The sequence below is a fragment of the Planktothrix serta PCC 8927 genome (assembly GCF_900010725.2).
Taxonomy (GTDB): domain Bacteria; phylum Cyanobacteriota; class Cyanobacteriia; order Cyanobacteriales; family Microcoleaceae; genus Planktothrix; species Planktothrix serta.
In genome coordinates this window covers 48,882-68,281 of sequence record NZ_LR734883.1, presented here as the reverse complement: position 1 = coordinate 68,281, position 19,400 = coordinate 48,882, and the positions used below count along the sequence as shown (strand labels likewise).

General features: G+C 39.3%; 18 protein-coding genes. 10 read left to right on the top strand and 8 right to left on the bottom strand.

The window, feature by feature from the left end:
• The first annotated feature begins 67 nt into the window (after window positions 1-67).
• A complete protein-coding gene (gene hpsO / locus PL8927_RS24325) occupies window positions 68-1,240 on the top strand; it encodes a hormogonium polysaccharide biosynthesis glycosyltransferase HpsO (RefSeq protein WP_083626044.1) in 1,173 nt (390 codons plus the stop codon).
• 188 nt (window positions 1,241-1,428) lie between these two features.
• Here the strand turns inward: hpsO and PL8927_RS24320 are convergent, their stop codons facing one another.
• The 3 genes from PL8927_RS24320 to PL8927_RS24310 all read right to left on the bottom strand — a co-directional run bounded on the left by PL8927_RS24320 (window position 1,429) and on the right by PL8927_RS24310 (window position 3,866).
• Entirely contained in the window at window positions 1,429-2,073 is a 645-nt protein-coding gene (locus PL8927_RS24320) for a hypothetical protein (protein ID WP_083626043.1), read from the bottom strand.
• The gene (coaD, locus tag PL8927_RS24315; RefSeq protein ID WP_083626539.1) at window positions 2,016-2,534 is read right to left on the bottom strand and encodes a pantetheine-phosphate adenylyltransferase; all 519 of its coding nucleotides are present in this window, start codon (window positions 2,532-2,534) and stop codon (window positions 2,016-2,018) included. Before coaD ends, PL8927_RS24320 begins: the two co-directional genes overlap by 58 nt.
• A gap of 117 nt (window positions 2,535-2,651) precedes the next feature.
• A complete protein-coding gene (locus tag PL8927_RS24310) occupies window positions 2,652-3,866 on the bottom strand; it encodes a type IV pilus twitching motility protein PilT (RefSeq protein WP_083626042.1) in 1,215 nt (404 codons plus the stop codon).
• 399 nt (window positions 3,867-4,265) lie between these two features.
• Between PL8927_RS24310 and PL8927_RS24305 the strand changes: the two genes are divergently transcribed.
• Window positions 4,266-6,398: a heavy metal translocating P-type ATPase gene (locus PL8927_RS24305; protein WP_083626041.1), complete on the top strand. Its 2,133-nt coding sequence runs from the start codon at window positions 4,266-4,268 to the stop codon at window positions 6,396-6,398.
• A gap of 229 nt (window positions 6,399-6,627) precedes the next feature.
• Window positions 6,628-7,662: a hemerythrin domain-containing protein gene (locus tag PL8927_RS24300; RefSeq protein ID WP_083626040.1), complete on the top strand. Its 1,035-nt coding sequence runs from the start codon at window positions 6,628-6,630 to the stop codon at window positions 7,660-7,662.
• A 119-nt stretch (window positions 7,663-7,781) separates the two neighbouring features.
• On the opposite strand, the gene PL8927_RS24295 is transcribed toward PL8927_RS24300, so the two are convergent.
• Window positions 7,782-8,684 carry a vitamin K epoxide reductase family protein gene (locus PL8927_RS24295; protein WP_083626039.1) on the bottom strand — a complete coding sequence of 301 codons (903 nt, stop codon included), beginning with the start codon at window positions 8,682-8,684 and terminating at the stop codon, window positions 7,782-7,784.
• 60 nt (window positions 8,685-8,744) lie between these two features.
• Here PL8927_RS24295 and rppA point away from each other — a divergent pair, with 60 nt between their 5' ends.
• Both rppA and rppB read left to right on the top strand, forming a co-directional pair.
• Complete coding sequence (gene rppA / locus PL8927_RS24290; protein ID WP_083626038.1) at window positions 8,745-9,446, top strand: two-component system response regulator RppA; 702 nt, start codon at window positions 8,745-8,747, stop codon at window positions 9,444-9,446.
• Window positions 9,443-10,906, top strand: a complete 1,464-nt coding sequence (gene rppB, locus PL8927_RS24285; RefSeq protein ID WP_083626037.1) for a two-component system sensor histidine kinase RppB — start codon at window positions 9,443-9,445, stop codon at window positions 10,904-10,906. Before rppA ends, rppB begins: the two co-directional genes overlap by 4 nt.
• 403 nt (window positions 10,907-11,309) lie before the next feature.
• Here rppB and PL8927_RS24280 read toward each other — a convergent pair whose 3' ends face one another.
• Window positions 11,310-11,876 carry a Uma2 family endonuclease gene (locus PL8927_RS24280; protein ID WP_083626036.1) on the bottom strand — a complete coding sequence of 189 codons (567 nt, stop codon included), beginning with the start codon at window positions 11,874-11,876 and terminating at the stop codon, window positions 11,310-11,312.
• 315 nt (window positions 11,877-12,191) lie between these two features.
• Between PL8927_RS24280 and PL8927_RS24270 the strand changes: the two genes are divergently transcribed.
• From PL8927_RS24270 to PL8927_RS24250, 5 genes are all read left to right on the top strand, one after another.
• Complete coding sequence (locus PL8927_RS24270; RefSeq protein ID WP_083626035.1) at window positions 12,192-12,776, top strand: hypothetical protein; 585 nt, start codon at window positions 12,192-12,194, stop codon at window positions 12,774-12,776.
• 224 nt (window positions 12,777-13,000) lie between these two features.
• The gene (locus PL8927_RS24265) at window positions 13,001-14,098 is read left to right on the top strand and encodes an ATP-binding protein (RefSeq protein ID WP_231506133.1); all 1,098 of its coding nucleotides are present in this window, start codon (window positions 13,001-13,003) and stop codon (window positions 14,096-14,098) included.
• 121 nt (window positions 14,099-14,219) lie between these two features.
• Entirely contained in the window at window positions 14,220-15,059 is an 840-nt protein-coding gene (locus PL8927_RS24260) for a flagellar hook assembly protein FlgD (protein WP_083626033.1), read from the top strand.
• Window positions 15,060-15,134: 75 nt separating this feature from the next.
• A complete protein-coding gene (locus tag PL8927_RS24255; RefSeq protein ID WP_083626032.1) occupies window positions 15,135-15,401 on the top strand; it encodes a DUF433 domain-containing protein in 267 nt (88 codons plus the stop codon).
• Between the two features lie 134 nt (window positions 15,402-15,535).
• Entirely contained in the window at window positions 15,536-16,690 is a 1,155-nt protein-coding gene (locus PL8927_RS24250; protein WP_083626031.1) for a DNA cytosine methyltransferase, read from the top strand.
• Here the strand turns inward: PL8927_RS24250 and PL8927_RS24245 are convergent.
• The 3 genes from PL8927_RS24245 to PL8927_RS24235 all read right to left on the bottom strand — a co-directional run bounded on the left by PL8927_RS24245 (window position 16,659) and on the right by PL8927_RS24235 (window position 19,349).
• A complete protein-coding gene (locus PL8927_RS24245; RefSeq protein ID WP_083626030.1) occupies window positions 16,659-17,225 on the bottom strand; it encodes a Uma2 family endonuclease in 567 nt (188 codons plus the stop codon). The two genes, PL8927_RS24250 and PL8927_RS24245, sit on opposite strands and share 32 nt — an antisense overlap.
• A 97-nt stretch (window positions 17,226-17,322) precedes the next feature.
• A complete protein-coding gene (locus PL8927_RS28155) occupies window positions 17,323-17,535 on the bottom strand; it encodes a DUF1800 family protein (RefSeq protein WP_197047545.1) in 213 nt (70 codons plus the stop codon).
• 143 nt (window positions 17,536-17,678) lie between these two features.
• Window positions 17,679-19,349, bottom strand: coding sequence for a CHAT domain-containing protein (locus PL8927_RS24235; protein WP_083626029.1), 1,671 nt, complete (start codon window positions 19,347-19,349; stop codon window positions 17,679-17,681).
• Window positions 19,350-19,400 lie beyond the last annotated feature (51 nt).

Here is a 19,400-nt window from a genome sequence, read left to right as displayed (position 1 = left end):
ATTTAATCGTGTGTTTGATGAGTGCTTATGCACCCTACAATGAGAACAGTTAATCGGGAGGAGATTGATGAAAGTTTTAATAGCCAGCCATACCTATATTGTTGACTTAAATCGAGAAAAATTTAGAGCCTTAGCCCGTTTACAACCTAATATAGAAGTTACCATTGTTGTTCCTAAACGTTGGCGACCGGGAGGAGTTCAGAATAAAATCATTGAATGTCAATATTTAGATGAAGGAAATTTTAAGGTTGTTCCGATTTCTAACTTTAGTCAAAATAATCAAAGCTTACTTACCTTTGGACTCGATTTAGTGTCTCTATTGAAAGCTTTTAAACCTGATATTATTCAAGTTGAACAAGGTTCAAAAGCTTTAACCTATAGCGAATTTATCACCTTAAATCATCTTTTGAGTTTAAAAGCCAAAAACGTCTTTTTTACTTGGTGGAATTTGCCTTATGAGTTAAAATTTCCCCTTTCTCTCCTAGAAGCCTATAACCTGAAATATACCGATGGAATTGTTGTTGGTAATCAAGATGGAAAAGATATCTTACGCCAAAAAGGATACACCCGACCCATTGAAGTGATGCCCCAATTAGGCATTGATGAACAGCTATTTAAACCTCAACCTGAACCCGAATTAAAAGCCGAGTTAGGGATTAAATCCGATGAATTTGTTGTGGGGTTTGTGGGGCGTTTTGTTGAAGAAAAAGGATTAATTACCTTAGCCAAAGCTTTAGCAGGGTTAAAAGATTATGCTTGGAAATGGGTGTTACTCGGTCGAGGAGAATTGCGATCGCAACTCCTAGAAATAGCCGAAAAATTTGGGTTTAAAGACCGATTAATTTTAATAGAAAGTGTACCTCACGATCAGGTACAACGCTATATTAATCTAATGAATACCCTGGTTTTACCTTCAGAAACCACCTATAAATTTAAAACCCTAACAGCCACAGGTTGGAAAGAACAATTTGGTCATGTTTTAATTGAAGCAATGGCTTGTCAAGTTCCCGTAATTGGTTCTGACTCTGGCGAAATTCCCCACGTTATTGCAGATACGGGATTAATATTTCCTGAAGGTAATGAGCAAGCTTTGGGAAATGTTCTCAGCCAGTTAATCACACAGCCAGAATTAGCCAAACAGTTAGGAAAACGAGGCTATCAACGGGCAATGACTCACTACACCAATACCGCACTAGCTCAAGAATTGCTAAGTTTTTATCAACAATTATTGACTACTTAACTTCTACTTTTTATGACTTGTTGATTTCGGAGACTGACAGAAGAGGGATAAATCACTGAATACAATTTTTAATCCCCAAAAAATCTGTCTATAAAAATCGGAGACGGCTGAAAAGACGATATAAATAACGCCTAGGCTATCTCCTGATTTCTAGTATCAGAACGAGTAGAAACCCCCTATAAATCGAGTTATCGTGTCGGGTTATTTCCCTGTATTTGTTGACGACCATTACGAATCACTCGCATCATTTCATTTAACTGTTGTTCGATACTGCCTAGAACGTGATCCGCATAGTCATCTGCACCATTTTGAATTTCTTCACATTCAGCCATAGTCCGCGATCGCATTTCTTCTAATTCTTGTTGAAGACGATAACGAATTTGTTCAATTTCAGACAAAGTTTGTTGTTGAAGTGTCTCACATTCGTGTTGCACTTGTTGACGCAATTGATCCGCTTCAGCTTTTGCCTGTTGAATTAAACCCATCTCATTCAATATTCGAGCCGCTCTTTGTTCGGCTGCATCGATAATTTCCTGAGCATATTCTTCCGCTTCTTGAAGAATTTCATCCTTATGGCGGACGATAATATCTGACTCTTGAAAAGCACTCGGTAAATTCAATCGAATTAAATCTAATTGATCGAGTAACTGTTCTTCATCGACTAAAGTTCGTCGAGTTAAGGGAATCCTAGGACTATCGAGAATCATTTCCTCTAGTCGGTTTAGTTCCCGTTGGATATCAATTCCAGGGGAATTATTCACCGGAGTTTCAGACTCTACACGGAGTCCATTTTGTTCGGGTTCAAGTCTTGGGGTTGATTCCTGGCGTAACATTTATAGATTTTTTTAGCAACGTGATTAGGAACAAGATGATCAACGGAACCCCCAAATCGAGCAATCTCTTTGACAGCACTACTAGAAAGGAAACTATATTCCTTTGAGGTTGCCAAAAACACGGTCTCAATTTCTGTTGATAGGGTTTTATTGATCAAGGCCATTTGCAGTTCTAATTCAAAATCTGAAAGAACTCGTAGCCCTCGGAGCAAAACTTGAGCGTTCCGTAGTTTTGCATAGTCTACCGTTAGACCATCAAAACTGGCTACTTCTAAATTGTTCAGATGTTGGGTACTATCGCGCATTTGTTCAATCCGTTCCTCTACGGTAAATAAAGGTTTTTTGTTCGGATTTCCCAATACCGCCACAATCACCCGTTCAAACAGTTTACAACCTCGTTCGATAACATCTAAATGTCCTAGCGTAACCGGATCAAAACTACCAGGATAAAGGGCGATCACGATAGAGGCAAGATTAAAGTTACTGCAAAATTATAGAACGAAGGGTGAGTTGAGGGTTGGCTGTTTCTGTTGTCTGTTGTCTGTTGGCGGTCAACCGTCAACAGTCAGGGGTCAACATTAAGCACTAAACGGCGATTTACCTTCTTTGAATTGGCGGGCCATACCAGAAGAATCGATCCCGGCGACGCGGAAGCGACGATCTAAATCCGTAGCATCGGGAGAGACTTTTTCGGCTTCTTCCATTGTCACCCTCGCGGCTAACACCTGTTCAAATAACGCTTGGTTAATGAGTTGCATTCCTTCATAGGTATCGGATTCCATTAACTGTAAGGCGCTTTCCTCGTCTCCTTTGAGCAGATAATCCCGCATGGCTGGAGTATTAACCAGAACATCATGAACCGCCGTGCGTTTATTATCAACGGTAGGAACTAATAATTGAGCAATCACCGCCACTAAAGAATCACAAATTGAAATCCGCACGGCGGGTTGTTCATCTACATTAAATAGGTTTAACAGACGATTAATTGAGTTTAAAGCGTTGCGGGTGTGGAGGGTTCCTAATACTAAGTGACCCGTTTGAGAGGCTTGTAACGCTGTGTTAACCGTAGTGCGATCGCGCATTTCCCCAATTAGAATTACATCAGGATCTTCCCGGAGAACTGCGCGTAATGCGTTATGGAATTCTAACGTATGTAAGCCAACTTCCCGTTGACTAATCAAACACATCTTCGAGGGATGAACAAATTCAATCGGGTCTTCAATGGTAACAATATGCTTTTTAGCCGTTTCATTCAACTGACGAATCATAGCGGCTAAGGTCGAGGATTTCCCCGAACCCGTTGGCCCAGTGACTAAAATTAAACCCTGGGGAGAATCAATAATATTTTTGAGAACAGGAGGCAATCCTAACTCATCAATAGAAGGAATTTGCAAATGAATCAGACGTAAAACCATCGCCCCCCCAGTCAGGGAGTCAAAACAATTCACCCGACAACGCACTAACCCTGGATAAAATATGGCTGTGTCTAATTCTTTCGTTTCCGCAAACTGTTGGCGTTGATGGGTCGTGAGAATTTCATCTAAATACTGTTCAAACAGTTCAGGAGTCACTTTAACATGATCCTTTGCCCGTGCCATTTGTCCTTGAATCCTAAATCGAGGAGTATGTCCGACTCGAATATGAATATCTGATGCTTTTTTGCTATAAGCATCTTTTACCATCAGTTTAATCGAGGAAGCAGAGGCAATGGACATCGATGCAGACTCCACTGAAACAGGGACAGGAGGTGGAGGCATTTTGGGGATAGGTTTGGGGGAGGCGGAGTTCGTCATAAGCTGTATGGTTGTTTAGCTGACTTCAACGCAGTTGGGATTAACTGAATTATAGGCAATATATTCCTTCCCTGTAGCCTTTGTAAAAATTTTTTGACACTTCCACTTCTCTGACTTCGACAATGATGAGGAATTTACTCCCTTGATTCTTCGATTTCCCTCTGACTGGTAATGTACTGATAGGTTGTAATAATTTTAAACCTCTATGAAACAGTCAAAAGTATTCCCCCTATTGCAAGAGTGCTCATTGCAATAGTGCCTTTTGCTCCGAAATTTTCAACACTAATCAAATAGGATTGCTATATTAGTAAGTGAAATCGCTGAACGAAGAATTCCCCCCATTGTAGGCGTGGAAAGTATCAAAATGCTGGTAATTACAATCCATTCAGCAAACGAGCAATGACTCAGACTCCTTCGGTGAAAACTCAACAGATGCAGGTCGGTGGTATGGATTGCGGTAGCTGTGCCGCCAAAATCGAAGCAGGTGTACAGAAAATACCCGGTGTGGCAGAAATATCCGTGAGTGTGGCGACGAAACGCTTAAGTGTGACTTATGACCCCAAGCAGGTAAACGAACAGGAAATCCGCGATCGCGTCATCTCTTTGGGCTTCACCATCATCAGCCCAAAATCTGATTTAGAGACTCACGACCATGAGCATAATCACGGTTCAGGGGAGTTTAACCTAAAACGGGAACTTCCCTCAGTGTTGGTAGTAATTACATTATTTGTTGTAGGAATAATTTTCGAGAAACCCTTGCATAATACGCCCTACAATTGGGGTGAGTATGTAGTATTTATTCCTGCCTATTTACTCAGTGGTTGGTCAGTGTTGAAAACGGCGGGACGGAATATTCTCAGGGGACAGGTGTTTGATGAAAACTTCTTAATGACGATTGCGACGGTAGGAGCGATCGCCATTCATCAACTCCCCGAAGCCGTCGCCGTCATGCTGTTTTTCCGCATCGGAGAATTGTTTCAAGAATACTCTGTGAGTCGTTCTCGCCGCACGATTAAATCTCTGCTGGAAATTCGCCCGGACATTGCCAATTTAAAAGTTAATGGAATAGTCAAACAAGTCTCCCCAGAAACCGTCAACGTGGGAGATATTATTCTCGTCAAACCCGGAGAAAAGATTCCCTTAGATGGTGAAATTCTTGAAGGGAATTCTCAGATTGATACTTCAGCATTAACCGGAGAATCTGTTCCGCGTAGGGTGAAAGTTGGAGAAAATGTCTTAGCAGGGACGATTAACCAAAGTGGTGTTTTAACGATTCAAGTCACCAAACTTTTTGGGGAATCTTCGATCGTCAAAATTCTCGATCTTGTTGAAAATGCTACTAGCAAGAAAGCAGAAACCGAGAAATTTATTACCCAATTTGCCCGCTACTATACCCCCGTTGTTGTTGTTTTATCTCTAGTTGTAGCCTTTTTACCCCCCCTATTTATTCCCGGTGCAACTCACACAGAATGGGTTTACCGCGCCCTAATTTTGCTAGTGATTTCCTGTCCCTGTGGACTGGTGATTAGTATTCCCTTGGGCTATTTTGGTGGCGTTGGAGGGGCTGCCAAACGAGGAATTCTGGTCAAAGGTTCGACGTTTTTGGATACCCTAACAACCGTTAAAACTGTTGTTTTTGATAAAACTGGAACCTTGACCCAAGGTGTGTTTAAAGTAGCGAAAATTGTAACTCAAAACGGTTTTTCCGAGTCAGAATTGCTGAAGTTGGCAGCCAAAGCAGAAGCTCATTCTAACCACCCAGTAGCACAGTCAATTCGAGAAGCCTACGGTCAAATTATTGATCACGAAGATGTAACAAATTACGAAGAAATTGCGGGTCATGGGATTCGGGCAAAAGTGAAAAATCAGGTCGTTTTAGCCGGGAATGATCGTTTGTTGCATCGAGAAAATATTGACCACGATACCTGCAATTTAGAGGGTACTATTGTTCATCTTGCAATTGATGGATGCTATGCAGGTTACATTTTAATTGCAGATGAAATTAAGGACGATGCCATTAAGGCAATTCAAGATCTTAAAAGTGTGGGAGTCGAGCGAATTATAATGCTCACGGGTGACAACCGGGCTGTTGCTAAAAGCGTAGCAGAAAGTCTAGGTTTAGATTCTTATCTAGCTGAATTATTACCCGAAGAAAAAGTAGAGGTAATTGAGAAGTTGCTGAGTCGAGCCGGAAAAGGCAAAGTTGCATTTGTGGGTGATGGCATCAATGATGCTCCTGTGATTGCTAGAGCCGATGTGGGTATAGCAATGGGAGGATTAGGGTCGGATGCGGCTATTGAGACGGCTGATGTGGTGATTATGGCCGATGCTCCGTCTAAAGTGGCAGAGGCGATTCAAGTTGCCAAAAAGACTCGCCAGATTGTCGTACAGAATATTGTATTAGCAATGGCGATTAAAGGATTATTTATTGTTTTGGGTGTGATCGGGATAGCAACCTTGTGGGAGGCAGTATTTGCCGATGTGGGAGTGGCATTACTAGCAATCTTGAATGCTACAAGAGTCCTCAAGTAGCAAGTTTTTCGCAATTATGAATTAGTATTTATTCTAAAAATTGAGATCAAAATTTTAATTTCAACTTTCAACGATCAACTTATTCCCTATTCCCTGCTATCAAACAAACTGAACAATCCATTTGTAAAACCTTGAACATTAGATCTGTCTTCTGGATGAGGAATTCCTGGTTTTTCTATGCGAAATTGGAATCTATGAAAATGAAATTTAGAAGATTGGAGAACACAACATGGTAACGACTTTAACGGATGCAAAACGGGAAGCAATTGGTCAAAAACTAGCGACCATGAAAACGGTGCAACAACTTTTGGTCGAAACTGAACAGTTGTTTGTCCGAGATTGTAATGTCTCAGAAATCCGTCAACAATTCCAAGAAATGTTAGAGGATGACCAAAAAAATCTTGGCATCATGGATACGGTTATTACCCAATATGGCATTCAATCTCAACCGAAAGAGCAAGCCACTAAAATGATCAATCTCGCCAAAGAGATGATGAATAAATCGGACTTAACTTTTTATGAAAAAGTGGCTCAACTTGAACTGCTGAAGCATGGACAAGTGATGTCGGGTTTATTAGTTCATAAATCGGCTCAAGTGGTCGGTGCTGATGTGGAAGCTGCTATTACACCTTTAAATACGGTTAACTTTGAAAGCCGCGCTCATCAAGAAAAACTTAAAGGGATTTTAGAATATTTAGGAACCCAAGAATTAACGGGTCAAGCTCCTGATCAAAGCATTTGGGGACGGGTTCAAGATGCGATCGCAGCCTTATCGGGTGTGATGGGTAGTGCTGTTACCCAAAATTCTGATAAGTCCGATATGAATATTCAAGATGTGATTCGTATGGATCATCAGAAGGCTAAAACATTAATTGCTGAAATTGAAAATTGCAATGATTCGCAAAAAATTCAAGAATATTTCGGACAATTATACAAAGATTTAAGTGTCCATTCGGAAGCTGAAGAACAAGTGCTTTATCCTAAAGTTCGTTCTTTGTATGACGATACTCAAAATCTGTATAATGAGCAAGCTGAATTGAAAGTTGTTTTAGAAGAAATTAAATCTCTCAGTCCGAGTTCTGCTCAGTTCAAAGATAAAGTTAAAAAAGTGAAAGATATGGTTAACCACCATACTCGTGAAGAAGAAAATGATGTCTTTGCTGTGATTCGGCGAAACTTATCAACCACTGAACAAGAACAGTTAGCCACCCAATTTAAAGAAGCCAAAAAACAATTGCAAACTAAAATGGCTTCTCAAAAATAAACGGTTAAAATCGTAGGCTGTTGAGGATTTTAATCTAATTTAACTCAACTCGCCTTTTCACAGTAGAGACGTGCCATGGCACGTCTCTACTTGATTTTGAGTTGAGTTTTGAGGATCTATTAACGAACACCAAAATCACGAGATCCGGTAAATCCTGAAACCTCTGATAACTTTTCTAAACTTAGAACTCCTGAATACATCTGACCCTTAATTTCCCAAGTCGGATAAGCGTCAACCTTCTTGGCTTTACATAAATCCGGCTGAGGATTTTTTCCCTGTTGATCACACTCAATATAAGATAGTTTTTCCACTGCTTCTTGACCCAATAATTCTTTCTGGTCATGACAGTGAGCACACCAAAAAGCCCCATACATTTTAGCTCCAGACTGCGTTAAATATTGAGCGAGTTCAATATTGGCTGGATTAGAAGTTGTTGTGATCTTAAACAAATTTTCTTCAGCGCGAGGGCTATTAATGGGAGAATAAACTGCTAAGGTTGCAATTAATGTAATCATCCCCACAACGACCGCAATAAAAAACAGTTGACCTCGATCTTCCCAATCTCGACCTAATAAAGCTAAAATAAATAAACTCAGGGAACAAATTGCCGAAGCAATACAATAAATACACAAAGATTTAATGACAAATGCCATTAAATACATGAGATAAAAACTAAAAATCATCATCGCAGAAGCTTGGGCAAATATCAATAGCCATGTCCAATCTTCTGTTTTTGTTCTTAAACTTTTTTGGGTTTCAGGGTTAATTAACCAAGGGCTAATAGCCATCCCTGCCATAATCACATAAGCCAAAAACCCAAATAAAGGTAGAGGTAAACCAAAGACAACTGCATAGGGACTTGACAGAACTTGATCACAACCTGTTATCGGACAAGCCGCAGTTCCCCCGGTCAGTTTGAGAATGGTTAAATAGGCGGTTATCACAGCACCAAAGGCGGCGAGACTAGCAATGATAAATCTGGATTTTTGATGAATCCAAGGGGTTGAACGTCGGCGAATCATAACACTATTCTTGTGGGTTATACTGGAAAAAATTTTATACCCTTTTAGAGATTGTAACTCATGAAAATTTTGTTAGTGGAAGATGAACCCGATTTAGGAGAAGCTATTAAACGAATATTAACGCAGAAAGCATACATTGTAGATTGGGTTTCCGATGGTATTGAGGCTTGGGATTATTTGGAAAATCAATGGACACAATATACTTTAGCTATTTTTGATTGGTTGTTACCGGGCTTATCGGGTATTGAACTTTGTCAAAAGCTCCGACAAAAAGGCAGTTTTATTCCGATTTTAATTTTAACCGCAAAAGATACCGAAGCCGATAAAATTATGGGGTTAGATGCTGGGGCGGATGATTATTTAGTTAAACCGTTTGGTATGGGAGAATTGTTAGCTCGTTTACGAGCTTTACAACGGCGTTCTCCTCAACTTCAACCCCAACAATTACAATTAAATCATTTTATCTTGGATTATCAATTTTATACATTTTCTGATCAAAAAAACTCTGATCATCCTTTAACTATTAGTTTAACCAATAAAGAATTTCAACTGTTAGATTATTTTATGCGTCATCCGAACCAAATTGTTACCCGTGACCAACTTTTAGGTCAACTTTGGGAAGTGGGATCAGAACCCGAAAGTAATGTTGTTGCGGCTCAAATTCGCTTACTGAGACGGAAACTTTCAGAAATTAGTTGTGATCATTTGATTGAAACCGTTTATGGTTTAGGATATCGGTTTTTAATTGATCATCATTCATGAATCAAAACTCACTATTTAAACGGACAAAATTACGGTTAACCTGTTACTATGCTGGGGTGATGGGCGTGATTCTCAGTATTTGCGGTTTAGGGGTTTATGAAGCGATCGCCCATGCTCATTGGATTACCTTAGATCGAGAAATAGAATCCGTTGCTGGAGCATTACATGATAGTTTAGAAACAGTTTTACAACAACCCGGACAGTTAGAACCTGATGTTTTAAGAATTATTCCTGATCTGTGTTTCTTAAAAGCAAAGAAAAGTAATTATATTGGGTTAAATTTAGTTAATTATCCTAATAATAAACTCAAAAAAAACTCGCCATCATTTTCTCCTAATTTTGAATTAAATTGTTTACCTATTATTGATGAAAATGGGCAAAACTTTCATCGATTAGCACCCTATCATAATAATTCTTATTTAATTCGTTTATTAAATAATTTAGGGGATTTAGTTGCATTTACTGGAACCCATAACCTCGATTTATTTCCCCATTCTCAGGGAGAAATTTGGCAAACCTTCACTGATAAAAGCGGAATTCGCTATCGTCAATATTCTTTAATTTTACATACTCGAAATCAACAAAATTGGGGAACGTTACAACTGGGGCGATCGCTACAGGATTTTGACCAATATATGACCATTGTAACATTAATTTTGGTGATTGGTTTACCCTTGGCTTTAATTCTAGTTGGGTTTGCGAGTTGGAAATTAGCCGGAATTGCTATGCAACCCATTTATTATTCCTATCAACAAATTCAACAATTTACCGCCGATGCTGCTCACGAATTGAGAACGCCTTTAGCTGCTATTCAGGCTACCGTAGAATCCAGGATCAAACTAGAACCTTTAACCGAAACTGAAGCCAAAGAAACGTTAAAAATTGTAGACAGGCAAAATCATCGACTTTCCCAATTAGTCAAGGATTTATTATTATTATCTCGTATGGATCAAGATGCTATACCTCTGTCTAAAAAATTATGCTGTTTAAATGATTTAATCAGTGATCTTCAAGAAGAGATCGCTGTCATGGTATTAAATTCTGAATTATTTGTAACCACCGATATCCGAGAAAAACAACCCATTTATATTCTAGGAAATGAAGAACAACTCTATCGAGTTATTTTCAATTTAGCCATTAATTCCATTCAATATACTCCCCCTGGTGGTCAAATAATCTTGGGTTTAGATTCTAGTCATCAACAGGCTATTATTCAAGTTAAAGATACGGGAATTGGTATTCCTTTAAACGAACAATCTCGAATCTTTGATCGATTTTATCGAGTCCATAGCGATCGCTCTCGCAAAACCGGAGGATCAGGTTTGGGATTAGCGATTGTTAAAGCGATTATTCAAGCTCATCGTGGTAGTATTGAGGTGGAAAGTCAACCCGGAAAGGGTAGCACTTTTACAGTTCGATTTCCCTTAAAACCAACCGCAACTTTTATGCCTTATTCATAATATCAAGCAGAGAGCTAATTTCTCCTTGATATTATGAAGATTTGCTATTTTTTATAAAGTTTTATCAACTTCACTAGACTCTCCAGCTACAGGAGACTTTATCATAGATCTATCAGTAAAACTGGTTAATTCATCAGAGGGACTGAACCGTCAACAACCCACCACTGACTTGAGTACAAGTACAGTGGGGGCTTGAAATACAGCCCTAGTTGACCCGCCTAAGTCTTAACTGACTCCGTTATTTAGGTCAAGACACCGGAGGATGCGTAGCTAGTCCCCTGCTCTGTCGCTGAGTATTAAACAGCCATTTGGGAGGCAGTGTACTCAGCCTAACNATCCCCCTCCATTTTCCTTTGATTTTAACATTGATCTACAACTTTTTACTCACACTCTACAACCGATTTTAAGGAAAAAATAACCGAACAACCGCACTAAATCCGGGTAATAATGGGGATGTAATTTCATCGGTTTCTAATAAGGTTGCAACTTTAACTAATTGTGCTTGTTCTCGACGATAAATTTCAACTTGTTTCGTGAAATAATTAATAATCCAATATTCTTGAACTCCGGTAATAGAATAGAGTTTTAATTTAGCTTGTTTATCGCGGCGTTCATTTTGTTTTCCGGGGGATAAAACTTCAATAACTAACTCAGGTGCACCTGTTAAATGTCCGGCTTCATCTTCAATTTGTTCAAGTCGTTCATGAGTGACCCAAACGACATCAGGAATGACGCTATCAAACTCGGAAAAGATTAAACCTGGAGCAAAAATTGTTACGCCTAAATGACTCGACTCTGACCAACTATCTAGTTGACTAAAAATTTTACCACAAGTCTGTTGATGGCGACGATGGGGAGAGCGAGTCATAAATAGTTCTCCATCGAGAATTTCATAACATATCCATTCATTTTCTGGTAGTCCCTCAACATCGTGAATTGTCCAGCGTACTTGTTCTAGGGTTTGAATCATAATCACCCTCCATTTTCCTTTGATTTTAACATTGATCTACAACTTTTTACTCACACTCTACAACCGATTTTAAGGAAAAAATAACTGAACAACCGCACTAAATCCGGGTAATAATGGGGATGTAATTTCATCGGTTTCTAATAGAGTTGCGACTTTAACTAATTGTGCTTGTTCTCGACGATAAATTTCAACTTGTTTAGTGAAATAATTAACNAAACCCCAAGAATTCACTATGTTGCATAGACCCCGCCCTCTCTTTCCTCTCACCGCCAAGCTGAGTACAGCTATGGCGGGAGTCTCCAGGGAGGAAGAAAGATGAAAAATAATCGATCTAAAACCAAATTAACAGGCGTTTTGATTGTCACAGGAATTGCTTTTATTTCTCTGGGTAATTCCCCGCCTTTGTTTGCACAACCTAACTCAACTTCTCCCCAACCAGCCCCTACAAATGGCAATAATTTTTATCCCCCCTGTCAACAACTGATGGGGCAAAATCGTCCGATGATGGGTCAAGGTGGAAGGGGAAATCGTTCAGGACGAAAAGGGCAATATTCTGGGCCCATGTATGATCCCAATCGTGCAGAAACTGTCCAGGGAACGATATTAGAAATACAACCCGGAAATCGAGGAAATCAAATGCCTCACGGTATGTATTTATTGATGAAAACGAATACAGAAACCCTCGGACTTCATGTTGCCCCCGTGTGGTATTTAGATCAACAAAACTTTCAAATTCAACCCAATGACACCGTAGAAGTTACGGGAACACGAATTGACGGGGGAGGACAACCCGATTTAATTGTTGGAGAGATTAAAAAAGGAAATCAAACCTTACAATTACGCGATGAAAATGGTTTTCCCCGATGGATGGGATGGCAACAACAAACCCCTAGTAATTAATCCTTAATAGGTTAATATTAAGTAAATCCGGTTTTCTTGATTTTCAATTGTCAAGGATAGCCGGATTTTATTAATTGTATCTCCCAGATTAATGATTAAAAGATATATTCAAAGTTAGCAGTATGAACTGTTGTTTCTCCAAGGTTAATATTGATCAAAATTATTATATCTGCGTTCTGCTTCCCAAAAATGGTAATATCAGCAATCAGCTTGTTCGATAGACAATGATGGATATAGCAGAGTTAGCAGCGCCTTTAGAAACCTTTGGACGACAGAGCCAATTTCAGCAGATCACTCAGGCGTTGGCCCGTGATCGGGATTTGTTAATTGCGGGGGTTCCGGGTAGTGGCCGCCGAACCCTCGTCAGACGGGCTGCGGTGGAGGTAGGGGCGAAAATCATTGAAGTGGACTGTATTCGAGCAACGGATGGCTTGCGGTTGACTCAACTGTTGTGTGAGGGGATTTCCCAGGCGGTTAAAAGTCCAACAGCGATTCAATGTTTGCAACAGTGGACAACAACAGAAGCTGCTGAATTTTTTGTTTGGCAAGGAAATATGGCAAAAAGTTTGCGGTTAATTGCGAAACCGGAAGAAGTTTGGCAAGCCTATCAATTATTAATTCATTTTCCTCAACAGTTAGCAGAATTTGTGGGGCGACAAGTGGTGTTAATTTTGCAAAGTTTTCCTCATATTCGCTCTTGGGATCGACAGGGAGATTGGGAAAAGTTATTGCGTCAAGAAATACAACAACAAAATTCTGTGAGTTATGTTTTAGTGGCAACTTTGGCAGAAACAAGTAATCAAGAGGAGTTTCATAAAAATTTAGATATTGTGCAGTTAACACCCTTATCTAATGATGTAGTAGCGGCTTGGGCGCATGGGGTTTTGCATCGAGAAAATTTAACATTTGATCCGCGATCGCAAGCATTAAAACACTTTTTAGAAGCGGTGCAAGGACATATTGGAGATGCTTCGGCTTTAGTGCGTCGCTTGTGTAGAGTAAAAACAAATAATGGTTTAATTGGGGATGAAGAAATTGAGGAAACGTTACAGGAATTATTAGCGGATCTTTCAACGGTGTTTGAGTCGTTGTTAGTGTTACTTCCATCTTCCCAAGCTCAATTATTAGAGTCTTTAGCGTTAGATCCAACGGATAAACCCCAAAGTCGAGAATATATTACGAAACATCATTTATCGAGGGGAGGAAGTTTACAGGGGGCGATCGCAGGTTTACAACATAAAGGCTTAATTTATGGTTCAGAATTAGGCTATAAATTAGCTTTACCGCTATTTGGGTTATGGATCAAACAACGGTTAAGTTAAATTGATTTTGTTGAATGTTGAATGTTGACTGTTAACTGTCATCCTGAGCTTGCGAAGGATCAACACCTGAAACCCGAAACCCGAAACCCGAAACCTATTTATCAATAATCGTTATAATTTTATGAAAAGAACAGGTTTATTTCTATTGTTATTTTTGTTAACAGGTTGTGAAATCTTATCGGAACATTGGCAACAACTTTCAAAGACCATGAATATTGTTAGCACGAATTCCTCTGGGAAAATCGAACAATGTTCTGAACAACCCCAAGCTAATATTGATCCGAAAAATATTAAATTAATCACTTTAACGGCGGTTAATACCAAAGAATCGGGTCAAATTCGCCAAGGAAATTATTTGGCTTATCAATTTCCTGCCAAAGCAGGTCAACAGTTAAATTATCGCACAGAAGATAATTTATGTATTTGGATTTATGCGCCAGATCGACAACTGATTAAAACTAAAGATTTGCCCCAAACAGGTCAGTATACAATGGTATTAACGGCTTTAAAAGGGGCAACAACTTTTGATATCAAAATGAATTTAAGTTCTCGTGGTGTGACAGGAACACAACCCCTACAACCCTTACCGCCTTTTGCTAATTCTCCGACTCCTTCCCCTACCCCCACAGCAACCGCCTCTATTTCTCCTGAAGTTAAAACCCCAACAGAACGAGTCACTTTTGACCCAGGAACAACGGGAAAAACGGTTACAGGGACGATTAAACCCACTGAAAAACGACAATATACATTAGAATGTGCTGCGGGACAAAAGATGTCAATTGATGTCAAAGAAGGGACGGTTAATATTAATATTATAGACCCTAATGGTCAAACAATCGGCACGATTAAAAATGGTAAAAACTGGCAAGGAGAATTACCGACTAATGGGGATTATTCTATAGAAGTTTCTGCCCCAAAAGACGCGAATTTTAAACTTAATGTTGATGTTTCTGCTTTGTAATGATCTCACTTGAATTCTGAATCAATATTGGATACTATAGAGTGATTAGAGCAAATTTTTAGGGCATAAGTTGATATGACTGTGCAATCTATTTCCCGTTATGTGAGTCGTAACCCTGAAATCCTTCAAGGTGAACCGATTATTTTAGGAACCCGAACTTCGGTGCGAGCTATCGTTGGGTTATGGCGTTTAGGAATATCTCCTGAAGAAATCCCAATACATCTACCCCATCTAACATTAGCACAGGTCTTTGATGCCTTGAGTTTCTATTTAGATAATCAAGAGGAAATTAATCATTATATTGAACAAAATCGAATTCCTAAAGAATTATTAAAACCCTAGCGAGCGAGGACACTCACACTACAAAGATTTCAGGATTTAAAAATATAACAAGGAGTAGAAATGGTGTTTAAAACTTCTTTGTGTCTTTGTTTCTTTGTGGTTAAATTAGAACTGTATTAACTCAACCCAAATAAATGAAAAACTTTATTGATTTGTTTTCTGGCGCAGGGGGAATGTCCTGTGGATTAGAAATGGCGGGAATGAACTGTTTATTAGGAATTGATTTTGATCAATCTTCCTTAGAAACCTTTCAAGCTAATCATCCCCATTCTCAAACAATTTTAGGAGATTTACGCGAAATTACCACAGAATCAATTCAAGATATTATCGGAAATCAAACAATAGATTTAATTTGCGGAGGGCCACCTTGTCAGGGATTTTCGACCATTGGAACTAATGATAAACAAGATTGTCGTAATTTTCTATTTTTTGAATTTTTGCGAATGGTAGAAGCTTTTAAGCCTAATTTTATTATTCTGGAAAATGTTACAGGTTTATTATCTAAGCGCAATGAAAGTACATTAGCATTAATGATTAACAGTTTTAATCAATTGGGTTATACTGTGGATGTTAAGGTATTATCGGCACATCATTATGGTGTTCCTCAAGCGAGACGACGGACTATTTTATTGGGAAATCGTTTCGGAGTTAATAACATTTATCCAGAAAAACAATTTAAAGATTCTGAAAAAGATCCTGATGCTTTACCCTTACCCCGAACTGTTGAATGGGCTTTTAACACCTTATTAGAGTTTGAAGGTCAAAGCTTTAATCATAATTTGCAAACGGCTCAAATTAAAAATGAATTAGAACGCAAAAGAATTCATTATATCCCTGAAGGTAAAGGGATTCGTTATGAACGAGATCAGTTAGCGTATCTTCCGCAGTCATTATGGTATGATATAGATTGGAAAACAATTCGAGAAGAACGATTTCGAGAAACGAAATTAAAGCGTTTAGATCGTTACTCCCATTCAGGTACAATTAATACGAATAAAACCACTTATTATCATCCCACAGAAGATCGTTATTTGACTCCTAGAGAAGCCGCTGCTATCCAATCTTTCCCAGCCCATTATATTTTTTATGGGACATTATCTCAACAATGGCGACAAATTGGTAATGCTGTTCCCCCGTTATTAGCTGCATCAGTAGGAAAAGCTATTTTAAAGTTAGATAAATTGAAAGATAAGTTAGAAAAATCTTATTCTATACCCGATTTTAATACTGTTCGTTCTTATGCGTTTAATTATAGGTTTAAGGAAAAAATAACCGAACAACCGCACTAAATCCGGGTAATAATGGGGATGTAATTTCATCGGTTTCTAATAGAGTTGCAACTTTAACTAATTGTGCTTGTTCTCGACGATAAATTTCAACTTGTTTAGTGAAATAATTAATAATCCAATATTCTTGAACTCCGGTAATAGAATAGAGTTTTAATTTAGCTTGTTTATCGCGGCGTTCATTTTGTTTTCCGGGGGATAAAACTTCAATAACTAACTCAGGTGCACCTGTTAAATGTCCGGCTTCATCTTCAATTTGTTCAAGTCGTTCATGAGTGACCCAAACGACATCAGGAATGACGCTATCAAACTCGGAAAAGATTAAACCCGGAGCAAAAATTGTTACGCCTAAATGACTCGACTCTGACCAAGTATCAAGCAATTTAGAAATCTTAACGCAAGCCTGTTGATGGCGACGATGGGGAGAGCGAGTCATAAATAGTTCTCCGTCGAGAATTTCATAACGTATCCAGTCATTTTCCGGTAGTCCCTCAACATCGTGAATTGTCCAGCGTACTTGTTCTAGGGTTTGACTCATCATAGCCCCCTTTTTGGGTTTGATAATTGTAATTATAGTAAAAATGGTGCCTGTGTAATTATAGTAAAAATGGTGCGTGCGTTAACACTTACGCACCCTACTGGTTAGCAAATACATTAAAATGATTATACCAGAAATCGACCATGACTTCTTGCAATTGACGAGGACTGGCAAAGGCTCTTAATAACCGTCCTCGTTTCGCTTGCTGCATAATTTTTTGATTAAAGCTTTGTTTAATTTTCATCATCGATTTGCTATCTAAACCCAGGGTTTTTGCTTGTTCTAGGGTTTGTTTTTCCGCTAGAATCACCTCACCGGGTTGCCAAATTAATGTATTTAAAGGGTTTAGTCTATATAGTTAATCATTATTTAAACTAGATCTTGAAACTAACCCGAAACTTAAACCCTGATCAATTCGTAATTCGTAATTCGTAATTCGTAATTCGTAATTCCCTATTCCCCATATTGAGCCTCAATAATAAATTCTAAAATTTGACCTTGGGAACTGCCAAATTTTAACTGCATTCCTGATATTAACGGAATTTCTTGATGATGAATGCGCTGCCATTCTTGAGTATTAGAAACTAATGTTCCATAACGGGAAAAATCCCTTAAAAAATAATTGGGTTTGGTTTTACCATCGGAACTATGACGACAAAAAATTTCGGCGTGTTTGGAAGAAACCCACTGTTCAGAAACAATTACATCATTTCCTTCTCCTCGACCCACCCGCACTAATCCGGTTTCAACGGGCCAAACTTGTGCCGCAGTATTCCCCACTGGATTATACAATCGTAACCACGCCCTAGGAACATCCCCAAACCCCGTGACAGCCGTATTAGGCATTTCTGTTCTAATTTGTTCTAACGGCTGCACCAACACCCCGTTAAATTCCGGGTGCATATACAATATGGGTAATGTCCAAGCGGGTTGATTAAATTTATACAAGGCTAACAACTGCTGACGGGCCACCGCAACGGCCTGATCTACCGGAAGACGTTCTCCTAATGCTCTGGCGAAGGCCTGAATAAAGCTTAACGCCTCTGAGTCAGTAATTGAGTCCCGCATTCCCAATACGGCCGGAACCCCGTGATGGATCAAAACCTTTGCTAAACTACTACTAGGGATGGCTTGAAATAAAGGATTAGAAGAAGTTGATACGGCTTCGACCGCAGGTTGAGCGCTCCAACAGGTATTAAACACCGCTAAAATAATTCCACATCGGACTAAAACTTGAGCGAGTTCTGTGCCATTAACGGTGGTATCGGGACGTAAAAATAATAACCCACCATCGGGAGCAGGAACCCCATGTCCGGCATAAAATAAAACATTATAGCGATCGGTTTCTAACTCAGCAATCAGTTGTTCAACGGTCGGTTGAATTAAGGTTTTGACATTACAGGAAACATGGGTATCGATTTTATTTCCTTGAATATCAATGCCACATTGTTCAAAAGCTTTACCTAATGCGATCGCTTCTTCTTCTAATTTTAGTTTTAATTTTAACAGGCAAGATGCCTGTTCCACAACTGCATTGTGAATTTGATTTTCCCCTAAAATTAATAAAATATTTAACCCTTGAGCGACCAAACGCTGGGGTAAGGGGTTAACATCAAAGGTTGTGCGACTAAACCACAGGTTTGGACTCAAGGAAATCGCGGGTTGACCTGCTTGGGGTTGCATTGTTTCCCAAGGAATGGGGATTAAATCTGGATCTCGTAAATCTAAGCGAATTCGTAGGGGTTGATCCTGTCCAATAGCAATACCTTGACTGCGATGTAAACTGGCTTGAATTGACCCTTGAAATAACCATTGCCAGAGATTAATTCCCAATTGTTGCATTAAACGGGTACTGTAACTCAATTGCCGCCCCGAATCAGACGGGGTGATTAAGGGTAAATTAGCGGTTGGTGGAGAGCACAGACTATTGGGAACACTTTGGGGCGAAAATAGTTCTAACCACGCTTGCCAAGTTTGGGAAAGGGGTTCTGGCCAGCTACTATCGTGGTGAACATATCCATTCCAATCGGGAGATTGTACCACCCAAGTTGCAAAATGATCAGCAACGGAGGTATTCATCCGAGCGATGGCAATACTTAAGCAAGGGATTTCTGACAACGACATTCAACTCATCACCCAGTAGGGGGAGGGTTTCCCCGCCCATTTGTTGAAATT